Origin of the sequence: Mesorhizobium sp. M0185 (genome assembly GCF_040322175.1) — a bacterium.
Taxonomy (GTDB): Bacteria; Pseudomonadota; Alphaproteobacteria; order Rhizobiales; family Rhizobiaceae; genus Mesorhizobium.
The window spans coordinates 1-24899 of record NZ_JAMYSY010000057.1; the positions used below are offsets into that span (position 1 = coordinate 1).

The 24899-nt window shown below is 61.0% G+C and carries 20 protein-coding genes, 7 pseudogenes, 1 riboswitch and 1 other annotated feature; of the genes and pseudogenes, 9 read left to right on the forward strand and 18 right to left on the reverse strand.

Features of this window, described 5'->3' with window-relative positions; genetic code table 11:
* Positions 1-264: 264 nt before the first annotated feature.
* The gene (locus tag NKJ20_RS29320) at positions 265-1206 is read right to left on the reverse strand and encodes an ArdC family protein (protein WP_352748865.1); all 942 of its coding nucleotides are present in this window, start codon (positions 1204-1206) and stop codon (positions 265-267) included.
* 508 nt (positions 1207-1714) lie between these two features.
* On the opposite strand from NKJ20_RS29320, the gene NKJ20_RS29325 reads away from it, so the two are divergent.
* Both NKJ20_RS29325 and NKJ20_RS29330 read left to right on the forward strand, forming a co-directional pair.
* A complete protein-coding gene (locus NKJ20_RS29325) occupies positions 1715-2146 on the forward strand; it encodes an excisionase (protein ID WP_352452167.1) in 432 nt (143 codons plus the stop codon).
* The gene (locus NKJ20_RS29330) at positions 2143-3201 is read left to right on the forward strand and encodes a tyrosine-type recombinase/integrase (protein WP_352748868.1); all 1059 of its coding nucleotides are present in this window, start codon (positions 2143-2145) and stop codon (positions 3199-3201) included. Before NKJ20_RS29325 ends, NKJ20_RS29330 begins: the two co-directional genes overlap by 4 nt.
* A gap of 228 nt (positions 3202-3429) precedes the next feature.
* Here the strand turns inward: NKJ20_RS29330 and NKJ20_RS29335 are convergent.
* The 8 genes and pseudogenes from NKJ20_RS29335 to NKJ20_RS29370 form a co-directional block, all read right to left on the reverse strand.
* Positions 3430-3573 (reverse strand): annotated as a pseudogene (locus tag NKJ20_RS29335) (ribosome small subunit-dependent GTPase A); the annotation flags it as partial.
* Positions 3569-4330: a hydroxymethylpyrimidine/phosphomethylpyrimidine kinase gene (locus tag NKJ20_RS29340; RefSeq protein ID WP_352452200.1), complete on the reverse strand. Its 762-nt coding sequence runs from the start codon at positions 4328-4330 to the stop codon at positions 3569-3571. The gene NKJ20_RS29340 and the pseudogene NKJ20_RS29335, both read right to left, overlap by 5 nt.
* The gene (locus NKJ20_RS29345; protein WP_352452169.1) at positions 4321-4926 is read right to left on the reverse strand and encodes a thiamine phosphate synthase; all 606 of its coding nucleotides are present in this window, start codon (positions 4924-4926) and stop codon (positions 4321-4323) included. The genes NKJ20_RS29340 and NKJ20_RS29345 overlap by 10 nt, the downstream gene beginning before the upstream one ends.
* On the reverse strand, positions 4923-5696 hold the full coding sequence (locus NKJ20_RS29350; RefSeq protein WP_352452170.1) for a thiazole synthase: 774 nt from the start codon (positions 5694-5696) through the stop codon (positions 4923-4925). The genes NKJ20_RS29345 and NKJ20_RS29350 overlap by 4 nt, the downstream gene beginning before the upstream one ends.
* Positions 5697-5699: 3 nt before the next feature.
* Positions 5700-5897 carry a sulfur carrier protein ThiS gene (gene thiS, locus NKJ20_RS29355; protein ID WP_031253541.1) on the reverse strand — a complete coding sequence of 66 codons (198 nt, stop codon included), beginning with the start codon at positions 5895-5897 and terminating at the stop codon, positions 5700-5702.
* A complete protein-coding gene (gene thiO, locus NKJ20_RS29360) occupies positions 5866-6867 on the reverse strand; it encodes a glycine oxidase ThiO (protein ID WP_352452171.1) in 1002 nt (333 codons plus the stop codon). Before thiO ends, thiS begins: the two co-directional genes overlap by 32 nt.
* A complete protein-coding gene (gene thiC, locus NKJ20_RS29365; protein WP_352748873.1) occupies positions 6864-8699 on the reverse strand; it encodes a phosphomethylpyrimidine synthase ThiC in 1836 nt (611 codons plus the stop codon). The genes thiO and thiC overlap by 4 nt, the downstream gene beginning before the upstream one ends.
* Before the next feature lie 105 nt (positions 8700-8804).
* Positions 8805-8921, reverse strand: a riboswitch (TPP riboswitch).
* Positions 8922-9103: 182 nt separating this feature from the next.
* Positions 9104-10648: a Fic family protein gene (locus NKJ20_RS29370; protein ID WP_352452173.1), complete on the reverse strand. Its 1545-nt coding sequence runs from the start codon at positions 10646-10648 to the stop codon at positions 9104-9106.
* A gap of 1148 nt (positions 10649-11796) precedes the next feature.
* Between NKJ20_RS29370 and NKJ20_RS29375 the strand changes: the two genes are divergently transcribed.
* Positions 11797-12255, forward strand: coding sequence for a YybH family protein (locus tag NKJ20_RS29375; RefSeq protein ID WP_352748875.1), 459 nt, complete (start codon positions 11797-11799; stop codon positions 12253-12255).
* A gap of 958 nt (positions 12256-13213) precedes the next feature.
* Here the strand turns inward: NKJ20_RS29375 and NKJ20_RS29380 are convergent.
* Positions 13214-13459, reverse strand: coding sequence for a DUF6074 family protein (locus tag NKJ20_RS29380; RefSeq protein ID WP_352745710.1), 246 nt, complete (start codon positions 13457-13459; stop codon positions 13214-13216).
* A 451-nt stretch (positions 13460-13910) separates the two neighbouring features.
* On the opposite strand from NKJ20_RS29380, the gene NKJ20_RS29385 reads away from it, so the two are divergent.
* A complete protein-coding gene (locus NKJ20_RS29385; RefSeq protein ID WP_352452176.1) occupies positions 13911-14693 on the forward strand; it encodes a cysteine hydrolase family protein in 783 nt (260 codons plus the stop codon).
* A gap of 27 nt (positions 14694-14720) precedes the next feature.
* Here the strand turns inward: NKJ20_RS29385 and NKJ20_RS29390 are convergent.
* The 3 pseudogenes from NKJ20_RS29390 to NKJ20_RS29400 all read right to left on the reverse strand — a co-directional run.
* A pseudogene (locus NKJ20_RS29390) lies at positions 14721-14864 on the reverse strand (transposase domain-containing protein); the annotation flags it as partial.
* A 114-nt stretch (positions 14865-14978) separates the two neighbouring features.
* Positions 14979-15197 (reverse strand): annotated as a pseudogene (locus NKJ20_RS29395) (tyrosine-type recombinase/integrase); the annotation flags it as partial.
* A 390-nt stretch (positions 15198-15587) separates the two neighbouring features.
* A pseudogene (locus NKJ20_RS29400) lies at positions 15588-16095 on the reverse strand (IS3 family transposase); the annotation flags it as partial.
* Positions 15859-15975 (reverse strand) — a sequence feature (AL1L pseudoknot). (Overlaps the previous pseudogene by 117 nt.)
* 143 nt (positions 16096-16238) lie before the next feature.
* On the opposite strand from NKJ20_RS29400, the gene NKJ20_RS29405 reads away from it, so the two are divergent.
* Complete coding sequence (locus NKJ20_RS29405) at positions 16239-16790, forward strand: hypothetical protein (RefSeq protein WP_352748879.1); 552 nt, start codon at positions 16239-16241, stop codon at positions 16788-16790.
* Between the two features lie 383 nt (positions 16791-17173).
* On the opposite strand, the pseudogene NKJ20_RS29410 reads toward NKJ20_RS29405, so the two are convergent.
* Positions 17174-17382 (reverse strand): annotated as a pseudogene (locus NKJ20_RS29410) (IS66 family transposase); the annotation flags it as partial.
* Between the two features lie 198 nt (positions 17383-17580).
* A complete protein-coding gene (locus tag NKJ20_RS29415) occupies positions 17581-17907 on the reverse strand; it encodes a hypothetical protein (RefSeq protein ID WP_352452178.1) in 327 nt (108 codons plus the stop codon).
* Between the two features lie 498 nt (positions 17908-18405).
* Between NKJ20_RS29415 and NKJ20_RS29420 the strand changes: the two genes are divergently transcribed.
* Positions 18406-18705: a DUF1236 domain-containing protein gene (locus NKJ20_RS29420; RefSeq protein WP_023679192.1), complete on the forward strand. Its 300-nt coding sequence runs from the start codon at positions 18406-18408 to the stop codon at positions 18703-18705.
* A 233-nt stretch (positions 18706-18938) separates the two neighbouring features.
* Positions 18939-19196: a hypothetical protein gene (locus NKJ20_RS29425; protein ID WP_352748882.1), complete on the forward strand. Its 258-nt coding sequence runs from the start codon at positions 18939-18941 to the stop codon at positions 19194-19196.
* A gap of 169 nt (positions 19197-19365) precedes the next feature.
* Here the strand turns inward: NKJ20_RS29425 and NKJ20_RS29430 are convergent, their stop codons facing one another.
* Positions 19366-19566, reverse strand: coding sequence for a CGNR zinc finger domain-containing protein (locus tag NKJ20_RS29430; protein ID WP_352748899.1), 201 nt, complete (start codon positions 19564-19566; stop codon positions 19366-19368).
* 425 nt (positions 19567-19991) lie between these two features.
* Between NKJ20_RS29430 and traG the strand changes: the two are divergent.
* Positions 19992-21431 (forward strand): annotated as a pseudogene (gene traG, locus NKJ20_RS29435) (IncP-type conjugal transfer protein TraG); the annotation flags it as partial.
* A pseudogene (locus tag NKJ20_RS29440) lies at positions 21401-22822 on the forward strand (transketolase-like TK C-terminal-containing protein); the annotation flags it as partial. The pseudogenes traG and NKJ20_RS29440, both read left to right, overlap by 31 nt.
* A gap of 104 nt (positions 22823-22926) precedes the next feature.
* Here the strand turns inward: NKJ20_RS29440 and NKJ20_RS29445 are convergent.
* Both NKJ20_RS29445 and NKJ20_RS29450 read right to left on the reverse strand, forming a co-directional pair.
* Positions 22927-23679 carry an ATP-binding cassette domain-containing protein gene (locus NKJ20_RS29445; protein WP_352745716.1) on the reverse strand — a complete coding sequence of 251 codons (753 nt, stop codon included), beginning with the start codon at positions 23677-23679 and terminating at the stop codon, positions 22927-22929.
* Between the two features lie 9 nt (positions 23680-23688).
* Positions 23689-24888 carry an alanine racemase gene (locus NKJ20_RS29450; protein WP_352748884.1) on the reverse strand — a complete coding sequence of 400 codons (1200 nt, stop codon included), beginning with the start codon at positions 24886-24888 and terminating at the stop codon, positions 23689-23691.
* Between the last annotated feature and the right edge of the window lie 11 nt (positions 24889-24899).

Consider the following 24899-nt stretch of genomic DNA (forward strand, 5'->3'; position numbering starts at 1 on the left):
CTTGGAAACTTGCACGTCCGGTTCGGAGCGGGGGATGAAGAGACCTGCCTCGGAAACGGGGTAAGGCGCTTCATCCCTACTCTACTGAGAATTCCGTCACTCCCCGCCCTCTGATGTGCTCTGCAGCCAAGCGACACTTGTCGCGGAGCAGCCGGTCGGTCCTGGCGCTCTGCAACGACTTCGCCGCAGCGGGGTCCGGCATCGAGGCAGACTTCGGTCATGAACGCATCCGCAGGAAGACGCCGAACTGGAAGCGGGCGGCCATTACGCTGCCTCCCGCCGATCGTCGTCAGCGGCGACTTTGTCGGGCAAGAACCCCAAGAGATAATCCGCAGCCCTGCTTGCCAGAGAGGCGGCGCGAACGATCGCACGGTTATCCTCGCGCAGGACCTCCAGCCACGAGCCGATATAGTCGGCGTGACGCACGGTCGGAGTGATGCCCAGCGAGGCGCAGCAGAAAGCCGCACTTATCTCGGCAACCAGCTCTTCGAAGGCATACTTCTTGGTGCCGAAGGAACCAGACAAATCCCGGTTGAGGCGTGAGGCATGACCGGTGGCGTGCCCGAGTTCATGCAGGGCGGTCCGGTGCCAATTGATCGGCTCGAAGTAGGCTTGGGGTGGCGGGACCCGCACATAATCGTGGGCCGGAGCGTAGAAGGCGCGGCTGCCACCAACCCGGAAATCGATCCCCGTCTGCTTGATCAGCCTCTTGACCTTCGGCTCGATCAGGCCGGGTAGGGGCGGGTGCGTGGCCATCGCAACATCGTCGGGCAGCCCGTCGCACTGCGCGGCGTTGAACACCGTGAAGCGTTTGAGGAATGGGATCGATCGGGCTTGCTCGCCGGTTTCGCGGGTACGCTTTTTCTCGTCGTCGGGCACGAACCGATGGGCGTAGACGACTGTCGTTCCATGCTCACCCTTGCGGACGCTACCGCCAAGCGCGAGCGCCTGGCGGAAGGTCAGCCAGCTCTGTCCTGAAAAGCCCTGCTCGATCACCGAACCCCAGAGGATCAGGACTTTGATTCCAGAGTATTGCCGGTCGGTGGCGGCGTTCTTCGGCATGGCGAGCGGCGCCTTCGCAGCTGCCATTCCCCATGGCTGAACCCAGGGCAGCCGACCGGCCTCCAGCTCGCCGATGATCTTGCTGGTGATGTCGTCATATACGCTGGCCCGGGTCGGGGCAGCTTGGTGCCGATGCTTGGTCATTGCGAGTCTCCGCGTCGGGCGCCGGGAGCCTCTCTCCCAGCCTTCAACCCGTCAGTGCGCCAAGCGCGGCGCTCTAACTCTATGGACTCGAACGAAGATTGCGGTTGCTGACCAACTCCGAGGTGAAAGACACCGTTCGAAACCGCAGCGTGAGGCGATCAGCAGAACCCACTAAAGCCGGGCGCGCGGGAGTAGGCCCAAGAGACCTGGCAGTGAGTCCATGGAAACGGAAGCCGCACAGATAGCCGAAGCCAGTCAGGAGCGGTTTCACCGGCCACGGAAGTGGGGAGCCAGCCGAAAGGCTCGTGGAGTGCGCGTCAGCGCAACCGTTCCGATTAGCAGGTCAAAGGAGCATCTTTGCCGCAGGCGCTCCAGTCGGCGCTTTTCGCAGCCGTATATTCAGAGAAAAGATCGTGCGGCAGGGCATCCGGAATGGCGAGACAGAAAAGTGTGCTCAATGCGACCCGCGATCCGTCTGTTTCCGAGCGAAACTATCGGACCATAGAGATTGGCTGAGGGCTCCGTTTTGAAAATCCCCGAACAATTCGACGAGACCACGCCCCTGCGCGTCGCGATTGCAGCACGAATTGCCTTTCCCGATGGCTCGATGTGCGCAGCAGGCCTACGCAAGGAACGTGACGCCGGCCGACTTGAAACCGAGCTAATCGCAGGAAAGGAGTACGTCACCTTGCTGGCGATCACCAGAATGAGGGAACTATGCCGCGGGCGTCGAAAGGGCCACGCCTCGTCTGGCGCGGCGAAAGCTGGAAAAAGGACGGAACACTCCGAAACAAAGCTGGATGGTTTATCCGCGATCGAACAACGTTCATCAGCGCTGGCAGCGGCGAAAAAGGCCATCCAGGACCTGAAGCTGAAAAGGCGCTCGCGGCCTACATCGCAAGCAAGTACCACCGAGCGCGCGGTGCCGAAGATGTCTTGATAGCCGATGTCGTCAGCGTCTACCTGAGAGAGGTTGCACCGAAGCATGCCGCGCCGGAAGAGACGGCGGCTCGGCTGGACAACGTCCTCGATTTCTTCGGTGAAAAGACCCTCGCCGCTATTAACGGCAAACTCTGCCGCGACTACGCCGCGTCCTGTCCCACAGAAGCCGTTGCGCGCCGCCAACTCGAGGATTTTCGTGCAGCCATCAACTACTACCGCAGGGAAGGTTACACGACTGCCGCACCGACGATTGTCCTGTCCGACAAGGCTGGTGCACGCGAGCGCTGGTTGACGCGCAGTGAAGCGGCCGCTCTCATCTGGGCAGCTTGGCGTATGAAGCAGAAATGGAAGGGCCAGGAGAGCGGCCGGCGTACCGGACGACACCTCGCCCGCTTCATGCTTGTCGCGCTTTATACAGGAACACGCTCTGCCGCAGTTTGCGGCGCCGCCGTCCGTCCAACCAAAGGGCGTGGTTATGTGGACCTTGACCGCGGCATCTTTTACCGCCGTGCCGATGGCGCAAAGAAGACCAAAAAACGCCAGCCGCCCGTGCGCCTGCCGGACCGGCTATTGGCTCACCTCCGCCGCTGGGCGTGCACGGATCTCGATATCAGAACCAAGGCGCGCGGCAAAAGCGCAAATATCGGCCGAAAAATATCGCAAGATTTTGTCGTGGAATGGAATGGAAAGCCGGTGGTGTCGGTAAAGAAGAGCTTCAGGAGAGCTCGCGAGGCAGCCGGCCTCGGTCCCGACGTCACTTCGCACACGCTTCGCCACACCGCTGCGACCTGGCTGATGCGGGCCGGCGCCGACATGTGGCAGGCGGCGGGCTTTCTGGGCATCACCGTGGATGTCCTGATCGATACTTATGGCCACCATCATCCCGACTTCCAGGTAGACGCCGCCGAGAAGATCGCCAAGAAGCAGGTCGCCGCCGAGGCGACGAAATCGGTCTCAGGACAGATGACAATGAAACATGAACTCGGCAGGGGGGGCCCTATGTTTCCCACCCAAAGCTCGAAAGGAAACGCGATCATTGCGAAGCAAGCGTGACGATCGGGCCCAAAAAGCTGCGGCTTTGCTGGTAGCGCACATCGTTCGGGACGATGGGGTCGCAGGTTCACGCTGCCACCCGCGCCACTTTCTCTAATTTGGGTTGGGCGGTCACGCCGTTCGAATCCACTCCGACTCCCCGGACTGAACGAAACTGCGAACTACGAGCTGCCGATCCCCTCGAAACAAGAGGACCAGCTCTCCTCCTTCATGAATGATCGCCGCGACCGCGGCCGAATTGCTGCCACGAGGTCCGGTTCGAACCGCCGTGTTGTTGCGATTTTCGTCTAAGAGTTTGCGCCAGCGAGCAAGACGCTCAGGATCCAGCATACTAGCGGCCAAAGCTGCTTGTACCGCATAGCCGGGTTCATTCTGCTCCATTCCTCTGAAACGTGGCGAAGACAAGCCGCTTGCTTTCGCGCACGCAGTCTTCAAGCGGCTTCGCCTTCGCCAGATGCGCCGCAATCGCGCTGGCCAGTATGCAACCTGTTCCGCGCATTGATGTGGCAAGGCGCGGTGTATCGACGTGGATGGGTTCATGATCGGAGCGTAATAAAATATCGGTCGATCGGAGTCCCGAGGCATGCCCACCCTTGATCAGCAGCGCCTGAGGGCCGGCGGCCAACAGTCTTTGTCCTTGTCGGAGCGCATCGTCCTCATCCACTGCCAGTTCGGAGCCAATAAGGTGCGCCAGTTCGGGAAGGTTGGGCGTGACAAGGCAGCAAAGCGGCATCAGATCGCGCTTCATGACAGCGATAGCGGCTGCCTCTAAGAGCGCCCGGCCTGAGGTGGAGGCCAGCACTGGATCGAGTACTGCCGGCACCTGTCGATTTTCGCGCAGTACGGCGGCAACCGCAGCGATGGTCTCGGCTGTTCCGAGCACGCCGATCTTGATTGCCGCCACTTCGTTGGCCTGCAGCGCGGCGCGCATCTGATCAGCCACCAGGCTTGGTGGCGAATGAAGGATTTCCAGTACGGCGTCGTGCGTTTGCACTGTGAGCGCGGTGACAGCGAGACAGGTGCGCACGCCAAGGGAAGAGATCGTCTCGATATCGCGTGCAATTCCAGCCCCACCGCTGGAGTCAGATCCGCCGACCACGAGCACATGCGGTTCTCGCCTCAGCGCCATGGCTTTGTCTTTTCGATCCATTCTCGCGTGCGCGCTTCGGGATCGGCATTCAACGTGATGTCGGTGACCACCGCCGCGCTGTCCGCACCAGCCTTGAAGACACCGTCGAGCCGGTCAGGGGTGAGGCCGCCTATGGCGACTAGGGGAATGGGTACCACCCGATGCTTCCACTCGCTGATCCGCTTGAGCCCTTGCGGCGCCCATTTCATCTGCTTCAGGACGGTGGGATAGATGGGGCCGAGCGCGATATAGTCGGGCTCGGCAGCGATCGCCGTTTCCAGTTCGGGATGATCGTGCGTGCTGAGCCCGAGCTTCAATCCGGCGTATCTAATCGCCAGCAGGTCGGCCGCAGCCAAATCCTCTTGGCCGAGATGGACGAAGTCGCAGCCTTCCTCAATGGCGAGCCGCCAATAGTCGTTGACGATCAGTTGGCAGCAGTGCTGGGCGCATAAACCCTTCGCCTTGCGGATCTCCGCGCGCAACCCGGCCTCATCCAAGGTCTTGATGCGCAACTGAACCAGCTTGACGCCAAGTGGCACCAGCCGTTCGATCCAGGCGGCGCTGTCGACGATCAGGTAGAAGGGATCGAGCTTCATGAGAAAACCGCCCTGCCGATCGTCGGCGTCGAGGGCACGGCGACCTCGCGCGGTTCGAGCATTCCCGAGCTGAAAGCTTCACGACCGGCCTCGACCGCCTTGCCGAACGCACGCGCCATGCCGACCGGATCGGCCGCCTTGGCAACTGCGGTGTTCAGGAGTACGGCGTCAAAGCCGAGCTCCATGACGGTTGCCGCGTGCGATGGCCGTCCGAGACCAGCATCCACGATCAGCGGGACATCAGGGAAATGTCCGCGCATCGAGCGCAGCGCCATGATGTTGACCGGCCCGAGGGCGGAACCGATCGGTGCGCACCAGGGCATCAAGACCTTGCAGCCCGCCGCAAGCAGCCGCTCGGCGACGACAAGGTCGTCGGTTGTATACGGGAACACCGCAAAACCGTCCTCGCACAGGATGCGGGCGGCTTCGAGCAGACCGAACACGTCCGGCTGCAGCGTGTCGTGATTGCCGATCACTTCGAGCTTGATCCAGGGCGTGCCGAAGACTTCGCGCGCCATTTGTGCGGTCGTGACCGCTTCCTTGACGGAGTGGCAGCCAGCAGTGTTGGGCAGGATTCTGACACTAAGCGAGCGGATCAACGACCAGAATTTTTCGCCAGCCCTGCCGCCTGCCATTTCACGGCGCAACGAGACGGTCACCACCGCCGTGCCCGAAGCCCTGACTGCATAGGCAAGGATGGCCGGCGAAGGATATTGAGCCGTGCCAAGAAGCAGGCGCGACGGAAGCTCGGCTCCATAAAGCTCGATCATGGCCTAGCCGCCCTGCATGGGCGAGAGGATTTCAATCCGGTCGCCGTCGTTCAACTGGAATTCCGCCCGGTTGGCTTTGTGCACGAGGTCATTGTTGACGGCCGTCGCCAGCCAATCGCCCTCATAGTCAAGCGCGGCAAGCAGCGCCTCCAGCGTTGTGGCGGCAACCTCATGCGCTTCGCCGTTGACCATCAGTTTCATGAGCAAGCTCCTTGGTTCTGTCTTGAGTGAAAACCAGATCGGCAGCCTGGCGCGCCATGGCGGGAGCCAGGAGAAAACCGTGACGATAGAGCCCGTTGATCGCGATGATTTCACCCTTGATTTCGACGCGCGGCAAATTGTCGGGAAAGGCTGGGCGGACGCCGACACCGGTTTCAACGATCTCGGCCTCGCCAAAGGCCGGGTGGAGGGCATAGGCGGTACCCAGCAGTTCCATCATCGAACGCGCCGTAACCGGTCCGACGGACTGGCTTTCAATCATCGTCGCACCAATCATGAAACGGTGGTCGGTGCGCGGCACTGCATAGAGTGGAAAGCGCGGATGCAGCAGCCTGACGGGGCGCGACAGCGAGATATCAGGGATACGCAGGGTGAGCATTTCGCCGCGAACGCCGCGCAGCCAGTCATTTTGCGCCGCCATTCCTGTACAGTCGATCTGACGATCGAAACCAAAAACATGCTGGGCGTCGGCGCCGAAGCGGAACTCGACCCCCGTGGCCGCGAGCTTATCATGAAGTGCTGCCATCGCCTGGCGCGGATCAAGATGGCCCTCAGCGGGGAAGAGCAATCCGCGGCGGAAGCGGCCGGCTAAGTCGGGCTCCAGCAAGGCAATTTCATCTTCCTCGACGCGCCGATAGCCCGTCGTGCGGCTGGCGAACCGGTCGAGCTCGCCCGCATCGCGCGGCGCGGCCACGACCAGCGTTCCGGCCCGCGTCACCTGGCCGGGCGTTGCGGCATCCCACCAGTCGGCGGCACCGCGCCCGAGATCCAGCACCGGCTGCTCGGCGCTTTCACGCTCGCACCATGGCGCCAGCATGCCGCCGGCGAACCACGACGCATTGCCCCCAAGGGCAGGCCTTATCTCGGCAACGGTAACCGCCGCGCCGCGTGCGGCGAACTCGAAGGCGGCGGTGAGGCCGGCGACGCCGGCCCCTTTGACCAAGACCCTCATGATCGCTCACGTGGCTGAGGTATGAGCGGTGCGCCGGTCTCGTCCGCCGGCACGTAGAGATCGCCGCCCTCGCGGTATTTCGCCGCCATCGCCGCCATGCCCTCTTTCTGTGCCTCGGCGCGGATGTCGTGAGAGATACGCATCGAGCAGAATTTCGGTCCGCACATCGAGCAGAAATGCGCCACCTTGTGCGCCTCCTTGGGCAAGGTCTGGTCGTGGAAGGACCGCGCGGTTTCCGGGTCGAGCGACAGATTGAACTGGTCCTCCCAGCGGAACTCGAAGCGCGCGCGGGAAAGCGCATCATCCCTGACTTTCGCTGCCGGATGGCCCTTCGCCAGGTCGGCGGCGTGGGCGGCTATCTTGTAGGTGATCACGCCGATCTTGACGTCGCTGCGATCGGGAAGGCCGAGATGCTCCTTGGGCGTGACGTAGCAGAGCATGGCGGTGCCGAACCAGCCGATCATCGCGGCGCCGATGCCTGAGGTGATGTGGTCGTAGCCCGGCGCGATGTCGGTCGTCAGCGGTCCAAGCGTATAGAACGGCGCCTCGCCGCAGACGGCGAGTTGCTTGTCCATGTTCGCCTTGATTTTGTGCATCGGCACGTGGCCAGGCCCCTCGATCATCACCTGGCAATCCTTCGCCCAGGCGATCTGCGTCAGCTCGCCGAGCGTTTCCAGCTCGGCGAACTGCGCCGCGTCGTTGGCATCGGCGATCGAGCCTGGACGAAGGCCGTCGCCGAGCGAGAAGGAGACGTCGTAGGCTCTGGCGATGTCGCAGATCTCGGCGAAGTGCTCGTAGAGGAAGCTTTCCCGGTGATGGTGCAGGCACCATTTGGCCATGATTGAGCCGCCGCGCGAGACGATACCCGTCACCCGGTCGACGGTCAGCGGGATGTAATGCAGCCGCACGCCGGCGTGGATGGTGAAATAGTCGACGCCTTGCTCGGCCTGTTCGATCAGCGTGTCGCGGTAGACCTCCCAGGTCAGATCCTCGGCAATGCCGCCGACCTTTTCGAGCGCCTGGTACAGCGGCACCGTGCCGATCGGCACCGGCGCGTTGCGGACGATCCAGTCGCGGATGTTGTGGATGTTGCGGCCGGTCGACAGGTCCATCACCGTATCGGCGCCCCAGCGGATCGCCCACACCATCTTTTCGACCTCTTCCGCCATCGACGATGTGACGGCGGAGTTACCGATATTGGCGTTGATCTTGACCAGGAAATTGCGGCCGATGATCATTGGCTCGCTCTCGGGATGGTTGATGTTGGCGGGAATGATCGCCCGTCCGCGCGTCACCTCGTCACGCACGAATTCGGGCGTGACGAAATCGGGCAGTGTCGCGCCGAAAGCCTCGCCGTCGCGCTCAAGCTTGCCGTGCAGGATCTCGCGACCAAGGTTCTCGCGGATGGCGACGAACTCCATTTCGGGTGTGATGATGCCTGCGCGCGCGTAGGCAAGCTGCGTCACCGCCTTGCCTGCTTTGGCCCTGAGCGGTCGGTGGCGGATGGGAAATTCCGGCGTCAGGCGTTCGCCCGTCGCGAATCCGTTGTCCTCCGGCCGGACATGGCGACCGTCACCGGCCTCGACATCGCCACGCGCCAAGATCCATTCGTGGCGAAGCCGGGCCAGGCCCTTTTCAATGCTGGTTTCGACAGTCGGGTCGGTATAGGGGCCGGACGGATCGTAGACGGTGACGGGCGGCTCGCCGGCTGTCGGATGGACGGAGATTTCGCGCATCGGCACCCTGAGCTGCGGGTGGATGGTACCGGATTTGTGGATTTTGCGTGAGGCAGGCAGCGGTCCCGTCGAGACGGCGGGGGTGAGGGCATTCATCTTGAGGCTCCTTTGCTCGTTGCATTGGAGACCCAGTTCTGTGCCGGAAGGATGAAAAGACGCTTTGGTCGACCTGCTCGAAACAGGACCTCGGGCGTGAACTCCCGCAAAGCGCTTGCACCGTCCCTACGCCAGTATGAACTGGATCAGGTTCAACGGGTCACTGCGCCGCGAAAGCCAGCAGTATCTCAGCCCCTTGCCGGGACTCCCCTGGTGAATGCGTGAGGTTGGACGGGACGGCTCCGGTTTGTCAAGCGCGTTCTGGCCGCGGCTGATCGGCGGCCGGTCAGACCGTGCGGAAAAAATCGTGCATGTCTCGGCGACAAGTCAAGCGTCGGAGATGAAGGCAGGGACAAGGGAATCGCAAACCGTCGGACTAAAAATCGATCCTGATGATCACACCTTCAATGGGCACCAAAGGTTTGCGCGTAGATCGCCTCGATTCTTCCTGCCTCGTCACTGGTCAGCGCGGCGAATTCCTTTTCGCGCGCGCGATTCGATAGATGTCCATCATTCTGGTGAAGAAAACGGAAGAGCAGATCGGTCAACCGCTCGGGCATGTCGATAAAGGCGTCCACCTGCTGCCGGAACTGATCGTAGCGCTGCAGAAATGCGGTTTCCTCGGGAAGGTCCCGTTCGATCGTCCGCTGAACGCAGGCATAGAGGAATTCGGCGTGCGGGGTTGCATCGAAGAACCGGTAGAAATCACCGGTGTCATTCAGCACCCGGACGTTGAATTGCGGCGTCGGTTCCCATTCCACCAACGGCAGAAGGCGCTGCGAATAGCTCTCGAGCACGCCCCTGTACTCGTTGATCTGGTCCAGGATCGCGGCCGAGACGGGAAAGACCACTCCCGGCGGATTGAAGCCGCGCATGGCAAGGACGTGGTGGATTAGGTAGCGGTGAATGCGGCCGTTTCCGTCCTCGAATGGGTGAATGTAGACAAAGCCGAAGGCGAGGATTGCGGCGGCTACGACTGCATCAAGCTTTTGCGCGGGGCCCTGATCGAACGCTGCCATTCCATCGATTAGCCGCGGCAGGTCCTCGGGCCGAGCGCCGATGTGATCGGGCAAGGGCGTGCCGTTGTCTCGGTCATGCTCGCCGACGAAACCTCCTTCTTTTCGGAAGCCAAGTCTTACGAAACGGGCGTCGCCAAGTACAATTCTTTGCAGACGCAGCAGCTCATCGCGATCGATCGGCCAGCGGCCGGCTTCGCCGATGGCGCGGCCCCAGCGCTGGATGCGATCTTGCGGCGGGTGCTCGCCCTCGATCGCATAGCTTGATCGCGAGTCTTTGAGCAAAAGAAAGGCGGCGGTCCGAGCAAGGAGGTCGCGCGGCACGTCCGCTACGATTGCCTCCGCGCGCCGCGGTAGTTCAAGGCCGATGAATTTTTCCAGAATCTTGGTGCGGAACACCAGAGGGCAGAACTCACGCGTGCCGGGGAGATTGTCCCTTACGCGGTAGCGCGAAGCGGTCTTGTCGGGTCCGGGCCACTGCAGCTCGGGATCGAGAACCGGAATGTATCGTCCGGCCGCCGCGTCCGGCAGATCGATACGCGCGCCCCTCAGCCATTCATATAAAAACCAGATGCGGCGGGCATAACTGCCGGTCGGGCTTTCACGGACCAGCGCCTCGATCGGCGCGGGACCGGTCACTTGGAACAGCCGCTTGAGGACGGCAAGGTCCAGTCCCTCGTACTTGAGCGCAAAGGTCAGGTGGCCCTCGAGGGTAGGATTTGGGGCGTGGCGGGGGGTCATGATCCGCCAGCCATCCCGTTCGGTAATGCGATGATGCTCGCCAGTGGCGAACAACCTACGGGGCAAGGGCACGGCGAGCCTGTAGGCTCCGATCAGGGCGCTGTACCCGGCCGGGGTCGCCGTTTCAGGAAGGCGGAGTTCCTGAAAAACGGTAACAGGACCTGAAAATTGGTGCTGTTGCACCGCAGGCATGAAAAGCGAATCCTTCCATCGAATTTTGGTTTAGCCGGCCAAATCCTATGAAAAATGATCCTATTCCATGAAAATTGATGCTACAAGACAAATTTTCCGAAAACCGATTCTAAGACGGTGCTGAAGTCGATCAAGCAAGAACTCCGCCACCGGCTCAAGGAAGCGACTTCAGACAAAATGGTGAGTCCAGGAACCGCCATTCGCCCGTCTCTTAGTCACGAGGCCGGCACGGATGGCCCGCCTTACGTCGAGCCGGATTGCTCGAGGAGCAGCGCGCCGTTCGGGGCTCACTCATAGAGCGCTCCGGCGCGCGATCCCGATTGATAGCCGCGATCACGCTCGCGACTGATCTTGGTGACGTGGCGGCGTCGGAGTAGAAAAGTGATGCAGGATCTCGGTGGCGTCGTGTGTGTGTGTGTGTGACCTGAAGTGAGTTCTCTGCGGTATGGGGCGGCACGCAGCGCGCGCGTCTTCTCGGCAAACAGATCGACGAAGCGGCACCGAAGGGAAGTTCCTGGCATTCATTCTCGCCATCGCTGCCCCAATTTGCCGACCGGACTGCCGATCGATCTCGCCCAATACTTTGCGCGCGCAAGGGCCGAAGCTGAACTGGGCGGCACCTGCTCATTCGGGAGCTAACTCATGCTTGGCGCGCTAGCCCGAGAGAGCTGTGCCTGATCGAATGCGTGAAATCGTAGCTCGGGGTGGAGAGGCTGACGCGGTCATCTGTCACCCGCCTTCGGGCTGTAACGGAAAGCGCGACATCGTCTCCAATGCTCGTTCCCCACGTCGAGGGGCCCAGCGGCTTGGCTGCGGGGGGACTGTCAGCTAGTGGCCGCCGGGCCTTGACGACCAGCGAGCGTAAGAGGAGGCCCTGTGCTGGCTGACGAAAACTTGCGAGCAAAGCCACGGAAAAGCATCATTCGAACGAACTCTTTCGTCGAGACGAGGAGGGCAGTGAGGCGGTAGCCGCCGCTTTGAAGCTCTCCGGCAGCTGCTACGCTGGTCGTTCAGAGGGTCGCAGCTGCGCTTGCGCCGTCATATCAGATAAGTCTAATATGATCCGCGCCTGGCCATCGAACGCCGCGGCGCCCTCGGGTCGGCGCTATTCATCGGGTGGGCATGTCGGGCACGCAAGGGAGGACGAAATGAGACTGGTTCAGTCATTTGCATTTGCTGCTGTGCTGCTTCTTCTTTCGTCTGCATTGTCTGCGGCCGCCCACTCGGCTCGTGAGGACATCGAAGCGGCGTTGGTAAAATTCATGGACGCCTTCAACAGCGGAAACGCAGCAGCGGTAGGTCAAATGTATACCGACGATGCCGCCCTGCTGCCACCCGACGGCAAACGCGTCGATGACCGCAAGGGCGTGGAAGAATTCTGGCAGGGCGCAATCAAGGCCGGGATGAAGAATCTCACCCTGAAGGCGCTGGAAGTGGAAGGGAGCGGGAATCTCGCCTACGAAGTTGGCGCATTTACGCTCGGTGTGCCGAGCAAAGGCGGCGCCCTCTCCACCGTCGCGGGCAAGTATCTCGTCGTCTGGAAAAAGGGCGACGACGGGACATGGCGCCTACATCGGGACATCTGGAACTTAGGTGCGGCCGAATAGGGATAGATATCCAGGCCCTCATCGACTGTCTTGCGAAGGGTAGGGCGGCTGTATTGACCGGGATCTGGTGCTCTATTGCCAGCGCTGTCGAGTGGTGGCAGGACGATGGGACCGGCTAACCGCGCGGTATAGCTTCGGTCTGGCGCGCTTTCCAATGGATTTGCCGCCAATTTGGCGGATCGCTGATCAGTCGCGGTGATTGCGACCACGTCACCAATTCCAATTCCCCGCTTCATGAAACGAGTCTGGAGCGTGCTTAAGCAAGGGATTGCTAATGTGCGAGACAGCACGCTTCGCTCTAGCGGGTATGGCCCAGCGGCTTGGTTGAGGGGGGACTAGCAGCTAGAGGCCGCTGGGCCTTGACCAGCAGCATGCTTAAGAGGAGGCGCTGGCTGGCTGGCCAAAAACTTGCGCTCAAGGCAACGCAAAAGCATCATTCGAACGGACACTGCCCGCCAGAAGCTTATTCGAGCCAATACCACCATGGAATGCAAGCCCAGCAACCGGATTCAGCAAACATCGCATCAGGACCTGCGCTTGCCTGTCCATGGCCGCGCCAGTCCTTCGGCATTCAGCATTGCGACGCGGAGCAGCCAGCCGACCCATTATAGACCGCGACGGACGGTGATTAGGGCCAGCGCGGCGATAGGCAGCGAGCGTAACCATTGGCGTAAGTGGAGTGTTTCACGATCTCAATTGGTTGGCTCCGCCAGGTTTCCAGCTGGCTGCCACCGGGCACGTGCCAGCTGGAGTAAACAATGAAATATTCGAAACTGGCTTTTTTGGGCGGGAGCCGCGCTAGCTGCCTGCCTTTTGCCGAAACCGGCTTGGCCGAGCCAGTTCGGCTGCGCATATTGCAATGAGGGGTGAGAAACCTGGCATTCGACGGGAGCAGTGCAGTAACATCTGCGAAGCCTAGTCGAGTCTGCAAGCGGCAATCATTCGTCGTGAGTCGACGCTAGAGTGTGCGTTTCGCAGCACTCCGGCTGGCTATCTCGCGTAAGACGGCATGAAGAAGCGTTCCAATTTCCTGTTCGGCGCGCCCGGGTGCAATTCCTGATTCGGACAACTGAACGAGAATTGTCTTGGCGGTGCTGCGCCAGAACGCATTCGCCTCCTCGCCGTTCTTGGATTCCAGCACGCGGGCAACTCCCTCGACCAACTTCCGCCGCCGATACAGCGGAAACGCCCTTATGCTTGACACCGATCACCTCACCCATTCAGTCTCGCGATTAAGCATTGGCGGGTTAGAAAATCTGGTTAACGGCGTATTCTTTTTGGTAGTAGTAAGAGTTCTGTGCGGGCGCTGAACGGTGCCGCGATTAGCCAATGAGCGCGATGGCTTGGGCGCAAACTGTCGGGCAGGAATGGGTAAGAGCGGACATTGGCCGATCTCCGCTCTTCAGGGCCGGAAAAATCTCGACAATGCTCCCAATCGATTCCAGAGCCGGTGTCATTGGCTGGCGTTCCGGAATAGCCGATGTCGTCACGATAGGATTTGATCGTCGCTGCTGCGCGAACGGAGCAAGCCGGCACGCTCCGGCATCGTCAGCCGATCGACTTCATTGCCCCGCGCAGCAGTATAACCGCTGTTCCTGGGGCTCCCAAGCAGGATGTAGCTCCCCCTTTTGTTGACGCGATGTAGGTGGCCGATCATGATAACCAAGGGCGCAAAGAGCGACCCTCATGCTGGTGGGAGAATAAAAATGCAGCCACTTGTCATAGACGCGAAGCCTCAACCTATTTCAATTGATCCCGCTAACGCTGCAGTTCTCGTGGTGGACATGCAAAATGACTTCGGCTCCAAAGGTGGAATGTTCGACAGAGCCGGAATCGATATCTCCGGGATTCAACGGGCTGTCGACCCTACTGCCAGCGTAATAGCTGCCGCTCGCAATTTGAGAGTGCCCATCGTCTATCTGAAGATGGGGTATTATTCCGACCTCTCGGACCTTGGGACATCGGACGCCCCCAACCGTATCCGACATCTCCAGATCTTTGGGGTCGGTGAGAGCATGACAGCCCCGGACGGTAGCGAGGGCCGGATTCTGATCCGCGACACCTGGGGAACAGATATCGTTAACGACCTCAAGCCAGAGGCAGGGGATGTCGTCCTCTACAAAACGCGGTTCAGCGGTTTCTACGAGACCGAACTCGATTCTGTTCTGAAGACCGCAGGCATCAAACACCTCATCGTGACAGGATGCACGACCAGCGTGTGTGTGGAGTCGACAATTCGGGATGCCTTCTTCAGGGACTATCTCTGCATACTGCTAACGGATTGCACTAGCGAGCCCATCTCCTGGGATGCCTCAAGGAGCAATCATGACGCCTCGATCACGCTCGTGCAGATACTCTTTGGATGGACATCGACGTCCGACCATTTCCTGAAGGCGATCGAGGAGCGAGTTCAGGGGGGTCTTGAACTAGCCGAATGAACTGGCGAGGCCGCGTATCACCCGAATTCAGATCACGGCCTTGAGATTGGGTGCGGTGACGTAGGCCCATGGCAGGAGATCGTCGATTCGGCTGTTGGGATAGCCGTTGACGATCCTAGTGAGGACGTCGGCGAGATAGCCGAGCGGCTCGATGCCGTTAAGTTTGCATGTTTATGGCGACCGTCGAACTATGCCGAGTGCCTCTTTCACCATGGCGGTCAGAGCGTGCTTCTCCCGCCGTTTTGGCCGCAGGCCAGTCGTTGACACTCGGCATAATTCTCATGCTCAAAGGGCGTTCAGGAATTCCAGAAGCCGGTCGTTTGGTCGAAATCGCTCGGCTTTGGCGCGTTCGTACGGCTTCAGCTTGGCGAGTGCGGATTCCTTCAGCTCAAGATGTGCGTGAAGATAGATCAGCGTCGTTTCCATCGTCTCATGGCCCAGCCACAGGGCAATGACCGAGCAATCGACACCGGCCTGCAGCAATTCCACGGCGGCGGTGTGCCGCTTATGTCTTGGTCGACATAGACGGCACACCTGCGCCATGCACACGCTGCAGGCGACCCGGGATGTCCGCAAAGTCTCGCTCTGGCTCGGTCACGCCAGCCTCCAAAGCACTGAAATCTACCTGCGGGCCGAGCCGACTGCTTGCCGCGATGGCGCCCCCGTCGCTCAAGTCGGGTCGCTTCCGCACTCCCGCCAGGCTGCTGGCAGTGCTGAAGTCCGTCAGCCGATCGGCAGATTATGTCGAGTGATCGCTGCTCAAATACCGCAGGCGGCAAGCAATTGCCGCTGCGGACTCCGCATAATCAGACGCTCAACGTAATTCCGGAAGTCGATTGGCCTCGTCGCCACGATGACCTTGACCGCACCAGTCGGCCCGATCACGACGTCACCGGGCGCGGCCTTGTCGCTGATCGTGGTTCTGAACGGCCTGCCGCGGATGGCGCCGTTCAGCCCGGTCTCCCGCATCAATCGTTCAATGGTGCAGCGGGCCACATCGAAGCCTTCGCGCTTCAATTGCCGCCACACCTTGCGCCACGCCATAGACGGCGAAGTTCTCTGCAAACACTCTTGTGATCTCCGGCTTCAGAGCCAAATCCCGTTTCGCCCGCAATGACAGGCGGGAAGGATCGTGGTGCTGTGCCGCACGCGCGTGATAGGTGGACGGGGCAATCGGCAGAACCCTGCAGATTGGCTCGATCCCGTAGTCGCCACGATGATCATCAATGAAGGCGATCATTTTTTGAACGGGCGGTCGAGCTCCCCCTTGGCAAAATAAGCGGATGCTTTCCGCAGGATCTCATTGGCCTGCCGAAGCTCCCGGTTCTCCCGCTCCAGAGCCTTCATCCGCGCCGTCATTTCGGTGGGGAACCCCTGCACGTTGGCCGCTGTCCACCTCCATCCGCTTCAGCCAGCCAGTGCGGCTGGCGTGAGATAACGAGCCGCCACGTTTCACTCAGAACCCCGGCCCCGGCCGGGGTTTTCATTTGCCCGGGTGATGCTAGGCTTGATAGTCTCTCTTCCGCATTTGCTTCGGGGGATGCCATGCGCACGATCGTTTTGCTGTGCAGTGCCGTGCTTTTCTCGCTCGCCCACATCCCGGCCCGCGCCGAGGAACCTTCGGTCGAACGCGGCCTCTACGTCTCGATTACCGGCGGCTGCCACGACTGTCACACCATGGGTTATCGGGAAAGCGGCGGGAAGATCGACCCGGAGAAGGCGCTCAAGGGCAGCAACATCGGTTTCCAGGGTCCATGGGGGACGAGCTATCCGGCCAACCTGCGGCTCATGGTGGCAGACGACGGCGAAGATGAGTTCGTGCGCATTGCCCGCTTTTTCGACGCAGTGCCGCCAATGCCCTGGTACAATCTCCGCAAGATGGACGAAACCGACGTGCGCTCGCTCTACCGCTATATCCGGTCGCTTGGCCCCGCCGGAGCGGCAGCACCGCAGCTGGTTGCGCCCGGCGAAAAGGTGATGACGCCCTTCATCGTGCTGGAGCCGCCGCAGATGCCGCCGCCCTGCAGTCGCGATCTCGATTGCGGCATAGGTGAAATCTGCGGCACAGCGGAACCGCGGATGTGCGTTAAGCGGTAGGCCTCAGAACAGCCGTCTGGCTCCGGTCGAGTTTTTTATTTGTCGCCATGGTGATATGTTGCCCGCATGGCGAAGTTTCGCAGGTTCTGGAGGCCAGGGGAAGGGGGAGAGGCAAAGATAGCCCCGGTCATAATTGCTCCCATCATGACCGAAATTGCTGCGGCAATGGACGTCCAATTTGCCCACACGGCGCCGGCTTTTAGTGTTTGACCGTGCCTTCAACTCTGCTGTCATACACGGATATCGCCACTCTCACGCTGCTGACGACGCCATGCTTGGACCAATGGGCACCTTCCGGTTGCGTTTCGAACGCTTCGGCGCCCCATGTTTTGAGGCACAGCGCTGCCATGGAGCTGCTGCAGGCGGGCGTCGATTGTTCGGTCCCGCTCGACGGTGTTACTGTCAATCTCGATGCGACCGTCGTCGAGGAAGCGCGAGAGGCCTTCCCCAGCGGGTGAGAGTGTAGCGGATCGTCTCGGCGAGCTTTGTCTTGTGGCTGATCAGGCCGAGCTTCTCCCGCAGCCAAGGTTCGAGATCGGCGACAATAGCGCGGCTCCTTTCCTGGCGACGCACGGCGTTCGTCTGCCGACCTCGTCACTCCAAACCTGGTCGAAAACGCGTTGGCGAAGCTCTGGATCGGACGGGTATAAACCGGCCTGTTGAAAGGGATTTTTGGAACCCCCATGCTTCAGAAAGGCCGTCACTGGTGATCAAAATTAGCGCCCGTCGGGATGAACGAGTGAACGGTGTGTAAAAGGAGGACATTTGCAATGATTGTCCGCCCCACCGGCTACGAAAATTGTCCCCAACTGGCGGTTGGTAGACGCCAAGCAGCCGCGCACGTATCGTTTGTTACGATCGGGCCGCACCGGGCACAGCCCACCCCAGCGCCCACGCCCGTGCTCGGCGCAACGCTCGACCGACCCGTCGTGCTGTAGAGTGCGGCGGGTTTTTCAATGCCGATCGCGCAGCTCTTCACTGCCTTGGTGAGGGTCAGACGGTCGTTGCCGTTCTCTTTGATCAGCTTGCTGACCTGGCTCGGCCACACGCCATTTTCCCGCGCGAAATGTTCCACCTCATAAAGCGCATCGACCGACAGGCGGCCTCGGTCGAACAAGTGAACAAGTCTCGATTGCTTTTGTTCTCGTCCATTTCCGTTCCTACTCACTCGACATCCGACGCAGCTGGGAAATGAGGATCCGTCCGCCAATCGAGGAATGGCGGGCGGATCCTATCAGCGCAGGAAGGGACTTTTCTGCGCAGATACAAATTTCGGGGCTGTTGGAGCGTCATTTCTGGCTAGCGAGCATCAGCTAGCAACCATTCCTATCACCAAGAAGGTGATGGAGACGGCGAAAACCGGTGCAAGCAGCCAGCGAGCTTGGTGGACACTGTTCTCCATAGGCTCCTCCGTTGAGCGACGCCAACGAGTACGAACAGACACAGTTCCGCGTGGCTGCATGTGCGGGGCTATTGCGCGCTGCAGCGAAGACTTTGGTCCCACGCACGGCTAGACCGAAGGCTCAGTGAGGAACGTCTGCACAAGCTTCATGTTTGGGGGAGCTTTGGCGCAAAGTTTCGCGTCCAGTGCAAGAGAGCTCACAAGGAGATAGCTATGAGAATGCGTCTTTCCACCGCAGCCGCGGGATTTCTGCTGCTGGCTGGTGTCGGTGCTGCCGCCGCTCAGGACGTGGTGATCGACCCGGAACAGGAGACGGTGATTAAGGAATATGTGAAAAAGCAGCCACTCGCTTCGGTGAAAATTCCTGGAGTGGAGCTCAATATCGGCTCAACCCTGCCCGACACAGTCGAGCTTCATGAGGTCCCGAACGTCAAATACCGCTACGTCGTCGTCGACAACCGGACCGTTGTCGTTGATCCAGGCACACGCAAGATCGTCAAAGTCATCCAGTGACCTGAACGATTTGGGGAGGAGAAGCCCGCCGTTACCAAGTTAGGCGGCGCGGGGACGAAGCCTGTTTGATAGGCTGTCGGGCGGCAATCGATCTATAGATCTGCCAGCACCAGGCCTTGGGCAACGCTTGATCAACCCGCCGTGCTGATGGGCACGGCGGGTTTTTCCAGATGAAGGCGGGTTAGAACAGGTTGTTAATTTATGATAGCTTTGCCGCGGGAGGCGATCAAATCATGGACAAAAGGGTCGAGGGAGACTCGGAGGAACTGGCGCGGGGCGAATTCGAGCTCAGAGCCGAACGGTATGGCGTGAACGCCTTCATTCTCGTTGTCGAACTTTTAAACCTGCTGGAAAAGCGCGGAACCATCAGCAGCGACGACGTCGCGAAAATGGCCGATGCCGCAGCACTGGCTGTTGCCGCATCCAGTCAACCTGACATGAGCAGCATTAATTTCTTGCAGGCCATCGCTGCCGCGCGCCAGTCCAAATAACGGCTGTCGAGAGCGTTTTTCAACTATTCCAAGTCCATGTCCAAACGGGGTTGCGAGGAGGTCCTATCGATTGCGCACTAAGCGTCCTTGCTGGCCGCGCCCCCAATGATCTCGTCGGCGCTGCGAGCATTGAGCACGGGCAGGGCGGCCCAGCGCCGGCGGCTGGCAGCTAGGTCTTCCAGCATTGCCGGCTTGCGAGCGTCGGATCCGAATCGACGTAGGCGCTCCTCCAGCGCGCGCTGCGAAGCGGAGCTAAACCCAACGCACGGATTCGTTCCCGATAACGTCGCGCTTTGGCGGTTGCGGCAGTCTCCGTTGAGAACCAGCGACGGTCCTGCAGCCGGCTTTCGTCGACAAATAGCCACCGCAGCCGCGATCATCTTGCAATTTGCGGATCTTATGCGCGGCCGCACGTGATCAGGTCGTCGGCAGACAGTGCGATCGGGCACAAGAGATCGAGCGGCTCTGGGCCGGACGTTCCATGTGCCAGGTGTCGGACCCCTTTCCCATTCGAGGCGCAAGTGGGATAGTTGTGCAGATCTGCGATTTAGTTGATCTCCTTCACGACCACCAGAATGAGAACAGTCACGATTGTTCCATGGTGGCGCAATGGCAACGACCCGACTCTGATCTCTCTGCCCAAGTGAAATACTTTCCAAAGAAGTCTCGCACCGAATTCTGCAAGTCTTTCTATCTCACAGTACGTCCTGCCGCTTTTGACAACTCCTTCCGCTTGCATATCTCGACACTCGGTCTTTCTTCGTTGTTCGGGTCATCAGATCGGAGACACGACAAGTGCCGGCAACCAAGATTTTGTGGGGACAGGTCCTCACCACCCTTGGGTTCGTCCTCGTGACAACATGGGCAGCGACACAATGGACGGCATGGCGGCTCGGCTTTCAGAGCCAACTCGGTCCGTCCTGGTTCGAACTGGCGGGACAGCCCATTTATCCCCCGCCGGCATTTTTCTGGTGGTGGTTTTTCTATGACGCCTACGCGCCGAAGGTCTTTGTTGAGGGCGCGGCGATTGCGGCAAGCGGCAGCCTGATGGCGATCGCCACCGCGATCGGGATGTCGGTATGGCGCGCGCGCGAGGCAAAGGACTCCGCGACCTATGGCTCGGCACGCTGGGCGACGCGAGACGAAATCAGAGCCGCAGGCATAGTCGGTCCTGATGGCGTGGTGCTCGGCAAGCTCGACCACGACTATCTACGGCATGACGGTCCCGAACACGTGCTGTGTTTTGCGCCGACCCGAAGCGGCAAGGGTGTTGGCTTGGTCGTGCCGTCGCTGCTGACTTGGCCGGGTTCGGCAATTGTCCACGACATCAAAGGCGAAAACTGGGAACTGACGGCCGGATGGCGCGCACATTTCGGCCGGGTGCTTCTGTTCGATCCGACCAATGCCGCATCCGCGGCCTATAACCCTCTGCTGGAGGTGCGACGAGGCGAGCGGGAAGTTCGAGATGTGCAGAACGTGGCAGATGTCCTGGTCGACCCGGAAGGCACATTGGAACGCCGCAACCACTGGGAGAAGACCAGCCATGCGCTGCTGGTCGGCGCAATACTGCATGTGCTCTACGCGGAGAAGGACAAGACCCTTGCCGGCGTGGCAAACTTCCTCTCCGATCCACAGAGCCCAATCGAGACGACGTTGCGCGCCATGATGCTGACCCGGCATTTGGGCGATGCCGGCCCGCACCCGGTCGTGGCGTCGGCTGCCCGAGAACTGCTCAACAAATCCGAAAACGAGCGCTCCGGCGTGCTCTCGACGGCCATGAGTTTTCTGGGCCTCTACCGCGATCCGGTTGTGGCCAAGGTAACGTCATGTTGCCACTGGCGGATCGCCGACCTTGTCGAGGAGACACGGCCGGCGACGCTCTATCTGGTCGTGCCGCCATCGGACATCAGTCGCACAAAGCCTCTCATCCGCCTCGTGCTTAACCAGATCGGCCGCCGACTGACGGAAGATCTCCATGCGAAGGATCATCGACAGCGTCTGTTGATGATGCTCGACGAGTTCCCGGCGCTCGGCCGGCTCGATTTCTTCGAAAGCGCGCTGGCCTTCATGGCCGGCTATGGCATCAAGTCGTTCCTGATCGCACAATCGCTCAATCAGATCGAGAAGGCCTACGGACCGAACAATTCCATCCTCGACAATTGTCACGTACGGGTGAGCTTCGCCACCAATGACGAGCGGACAGCCTGCCGCTCGCCGGCCACAAGGACAACCACGCCGGCCTGATGACCAGGGATCAGATGGCGGTCCTTCGTGCCTCGATGTCGGTCGGCGACGGGCGGGAGTGGGATGCCTTCGAGGGATTGGCTGTCGGGTATCTGGAGCTGCAACGGTTCCTCGACGCCGTTCCGTTCGCGGCAAAGGGCCAGCGGCGCCGGCACGCCCAGCGCATCGTGGTCCCTGGTCGTCTCGTCGCGGAAGCCAAAGGCAGCGTCTCCATGCAGGTCGGCTTCGGCAGAATTCTGGACGAGATTGCGCGCGCTGGCGGGCCGCTCGCCGACGCGATCGTCACGGCATCGCCCGATGTCACGGTTTCGACCAATCTCGGCCCCTGGGTCAACCGGCGCGGCCTGTTCGCCCGTCAGTCACTCACCGACACTTTCCGCAGCGAACGCATCGCCTCGGCGCAGAAATGGGAATTCGGCACCTCCGGCCAGCACATCGAACTGGGCATCGCCGAGAACAATCTGTTCATCCTGCTGTCGGCACTTGGGCTGTCGCATTCGATTTTCGGCAAACGGCTGCTGCCGATCGGCACGCTCTACGATCCGTTCATCCAGCGCGGTCTCGATGCGCTCAATTACGCCTGCTATCAGGATGCGCGCTTCCTGCTGGTCGCCACGCCATCCGGGGTCACATTGGCGCCGGAAGGTGGGGCGCATCAGTCGATCGCCACACCGTTGATCGGCATAGCGCAAGACGGGCTTGCGGCTTACGAGCCGGCCTTCGTCGACGAGTTGGGCGTCATCATGCGCTTTGCGCTGGATTATATGCAGCGCGACGGCGACGCCGTGCAGTCGGAGCGCACCTGGCTGCGCGACGAGACGGGCGGTTCGGTCTATCTGCGGCTCTCGACGCGCCCGGTCGAGCAGATCACGCGTAGCGTGACGCCCCTACTCGAGCAGGACATCATCGACGGGGGCTACTGGCTGCGGCCTCCGGGTCCGAATGCCGAAGTGATTGTTGCCTATACCGGCGCGGTTGCGCCGGAGGCCATCGAGGCTATCGGCATGATGGCGGAGGACCGTCGCGATGTTGGTCTCCTGGCGGTGACCTCGGCCGATCGCTTGAACGCAGGCTGGACAGCGGCAAGTCGCGCGCGCGAACGCGGCCTCGTTCACGCCAGGAGTCATATCGAAAGGCTGTTTGCCGATCTCCCTGCGCATTGCGCGATCGTCACCGTCACCGACGGCCATCCGGCGGTACTCGGCTGGCTGGGTTCGGTGTACGGCCATCGCACGCGCAGTCTCGGCGTCGAGCATTTTGGCCAGTCAGGGACGATCGGCGACCTTTACCGCCATTTCGGCATCGACGCCAATTCCATAGCGACAGCGGCCGAGCGGATTGCCGGTGGCCGCCCCATCCGGTATCTGCGCGCGCTGGATTGATGCTGGCGGCATTCTGTGGCCGAGGCCTGATCGTGGATCCGAAGTCATGCCACTCGCTGCTCGGGTAACGCAATATCTGAACGGCGCGCCTCTGTCGGACCGGGCTAGTGCTGAAGCCCGGTGATCATGGCGACGATCTCGTTCTTGTCGGTCTCGCTGGTCTTGCGCACGCCGATCTGTTTGCCACGTCGCAGAACACAGATCCGATCTGAGAGCCTGAACACCTGGTCGAGGCTGTGGCTGATGATCAGCACGCCGATATTGCGCTGCTTCAGCGACAGAACAATCGTCTCGACCTTGGCGGTCTCGGCAACGCCGAGCGCGGCGGTTGGCTCGTCGAGCAGGATCAGCTTGCTTGCCCAGTGCGTGGCGCGCGCGATCGCCACGCCCTGGCGCTGGCCGCCCGAAAGATCGCGGATGGTGGCGTGAGCCGATGGGATGCGAACGTCGAGATCCTTCACCAGCTTTTCGGTGTCGTCGATCATCCGGCGTCGGTCGAGCAGGCCGAAGCGGTTCACCGGCTCGCGGCCAAGAAACATGTTCATGTAGACGGTCTGCTGATCGGCGAGCGCCAGGTCCTGATAGACCACCTCAATGCCGTGCGCGCGCGCCATGGTGGCGCTCGACATTGCCACCGCCTGCCCCTCGATGATGATCGTCCCGGATGTCGGAGCATGCACCCCCGTCACGATCTTGACCAGCGTCGACTTGCCGGCACCGTTATCGCCGACCAACGCCACTATCTCGCCGGGATAGAGCTCGAGCGAGAAATTTTCGATGGCGGTGAGGCCGCCGAAATTCTTGCGGATGTCGCGCAGCTGCAAAACAGGGGGCATGCCGGTCGTGGTCGCGTTCATCACTTGCTCCTAGACAGGCCAAGCAGCGGTTTCGCCAAAACCGTTTTCGATCGTTTCGACTTGGGGCGCCCCCTTTGAGACACCGGAGATGCCGACCACGTAGGCGCGGGTCACGAACGCCTGGCCGCGAAAGCCGAACACCGCCGTGTCGCCGGGGCGTGGAGCATTGGCGCCGCTAGCGTCAATCATTGCGTAATAGTCGATTGCCGCAGGCGGCGGCACCTCGACGCTTCTGAGCGCGGCGGCGGCCGTGGTGGGTTCTGCGGACACGATTGCCTTCACCTCATAGTCCGGAAAGATCGGATCGATATAGAAGCCGCCACCCAGGCAGTAGGCTTTGCCGCCAGACAAATGCGAGACCTCGGTCAAATACAGAACGGCAGGGAGCTCCGGCAGATCTTCCATGACGTGCAGCGCGGTGGTGCCGGCCAAGCCATTGCCCGGTTCACATTGCGTGGCGCCGGCTTCGGCCAGCGCGCCAAGCAGGACACTCGACGTTGTGCCGGGCGCGTTCACCTCTATGTCGCTGCGGCCGGACTTGGCGAGCGCTTCGGCAGCTCTGCCCAGTGTCGCCAGATTGTGTGTCGGCAGGACCGTTCGCGTGGTCTGGTCGAACAACAGCGCCGGGAAGGTGGTGATGCCAGCGAACCGTGCGCCGTCGAGACCATCCAGTTTTTCGGCGACCGCGGCGATATCGGCCGCCTCAAAACCACCTTCGTGGCCGCGGTAGAAAACGTCACCATCGGCGCGGATGCGGGCAAGCAGGTTTTGCGTGTACCCGGCGAGCCTTGCGCCGGCAGCGGCTTCTTCAGCCTTGGTGTCGTTGAAGACGGTCCAATAGTCCGGCCTGAACGTTTTGGCCGCCGCATTGGCCTCGTGCCTTGCGATCTGCTGCAGGTGGCCAAGATGACCGAGCCTCAGGCCTGCTCTGTGCGTTGCCCGCGCGCAGGCCATGTCGACGGCAACGGCCTGATCGATGCCGCCACGCTTGAGCGCATGGCAGAACGAACTGGCGCGGCCGACCTGCTTGGTCATGGCGAAAATCTTCAGGCCGAACCGGTCGGCCTCGCGCTTCAGGACCCGGGCATTGCTTTCGACGGCATCGAGGTCGAGCACATAGGAATTAGCCGGCAGCTTTCCTTCCTGGTGCAGGCGCATGGCGCTTTCTATAAAGCTCGGATTGCGGCGCCGCAGAACATCGAGGAACATGACAAAACTCC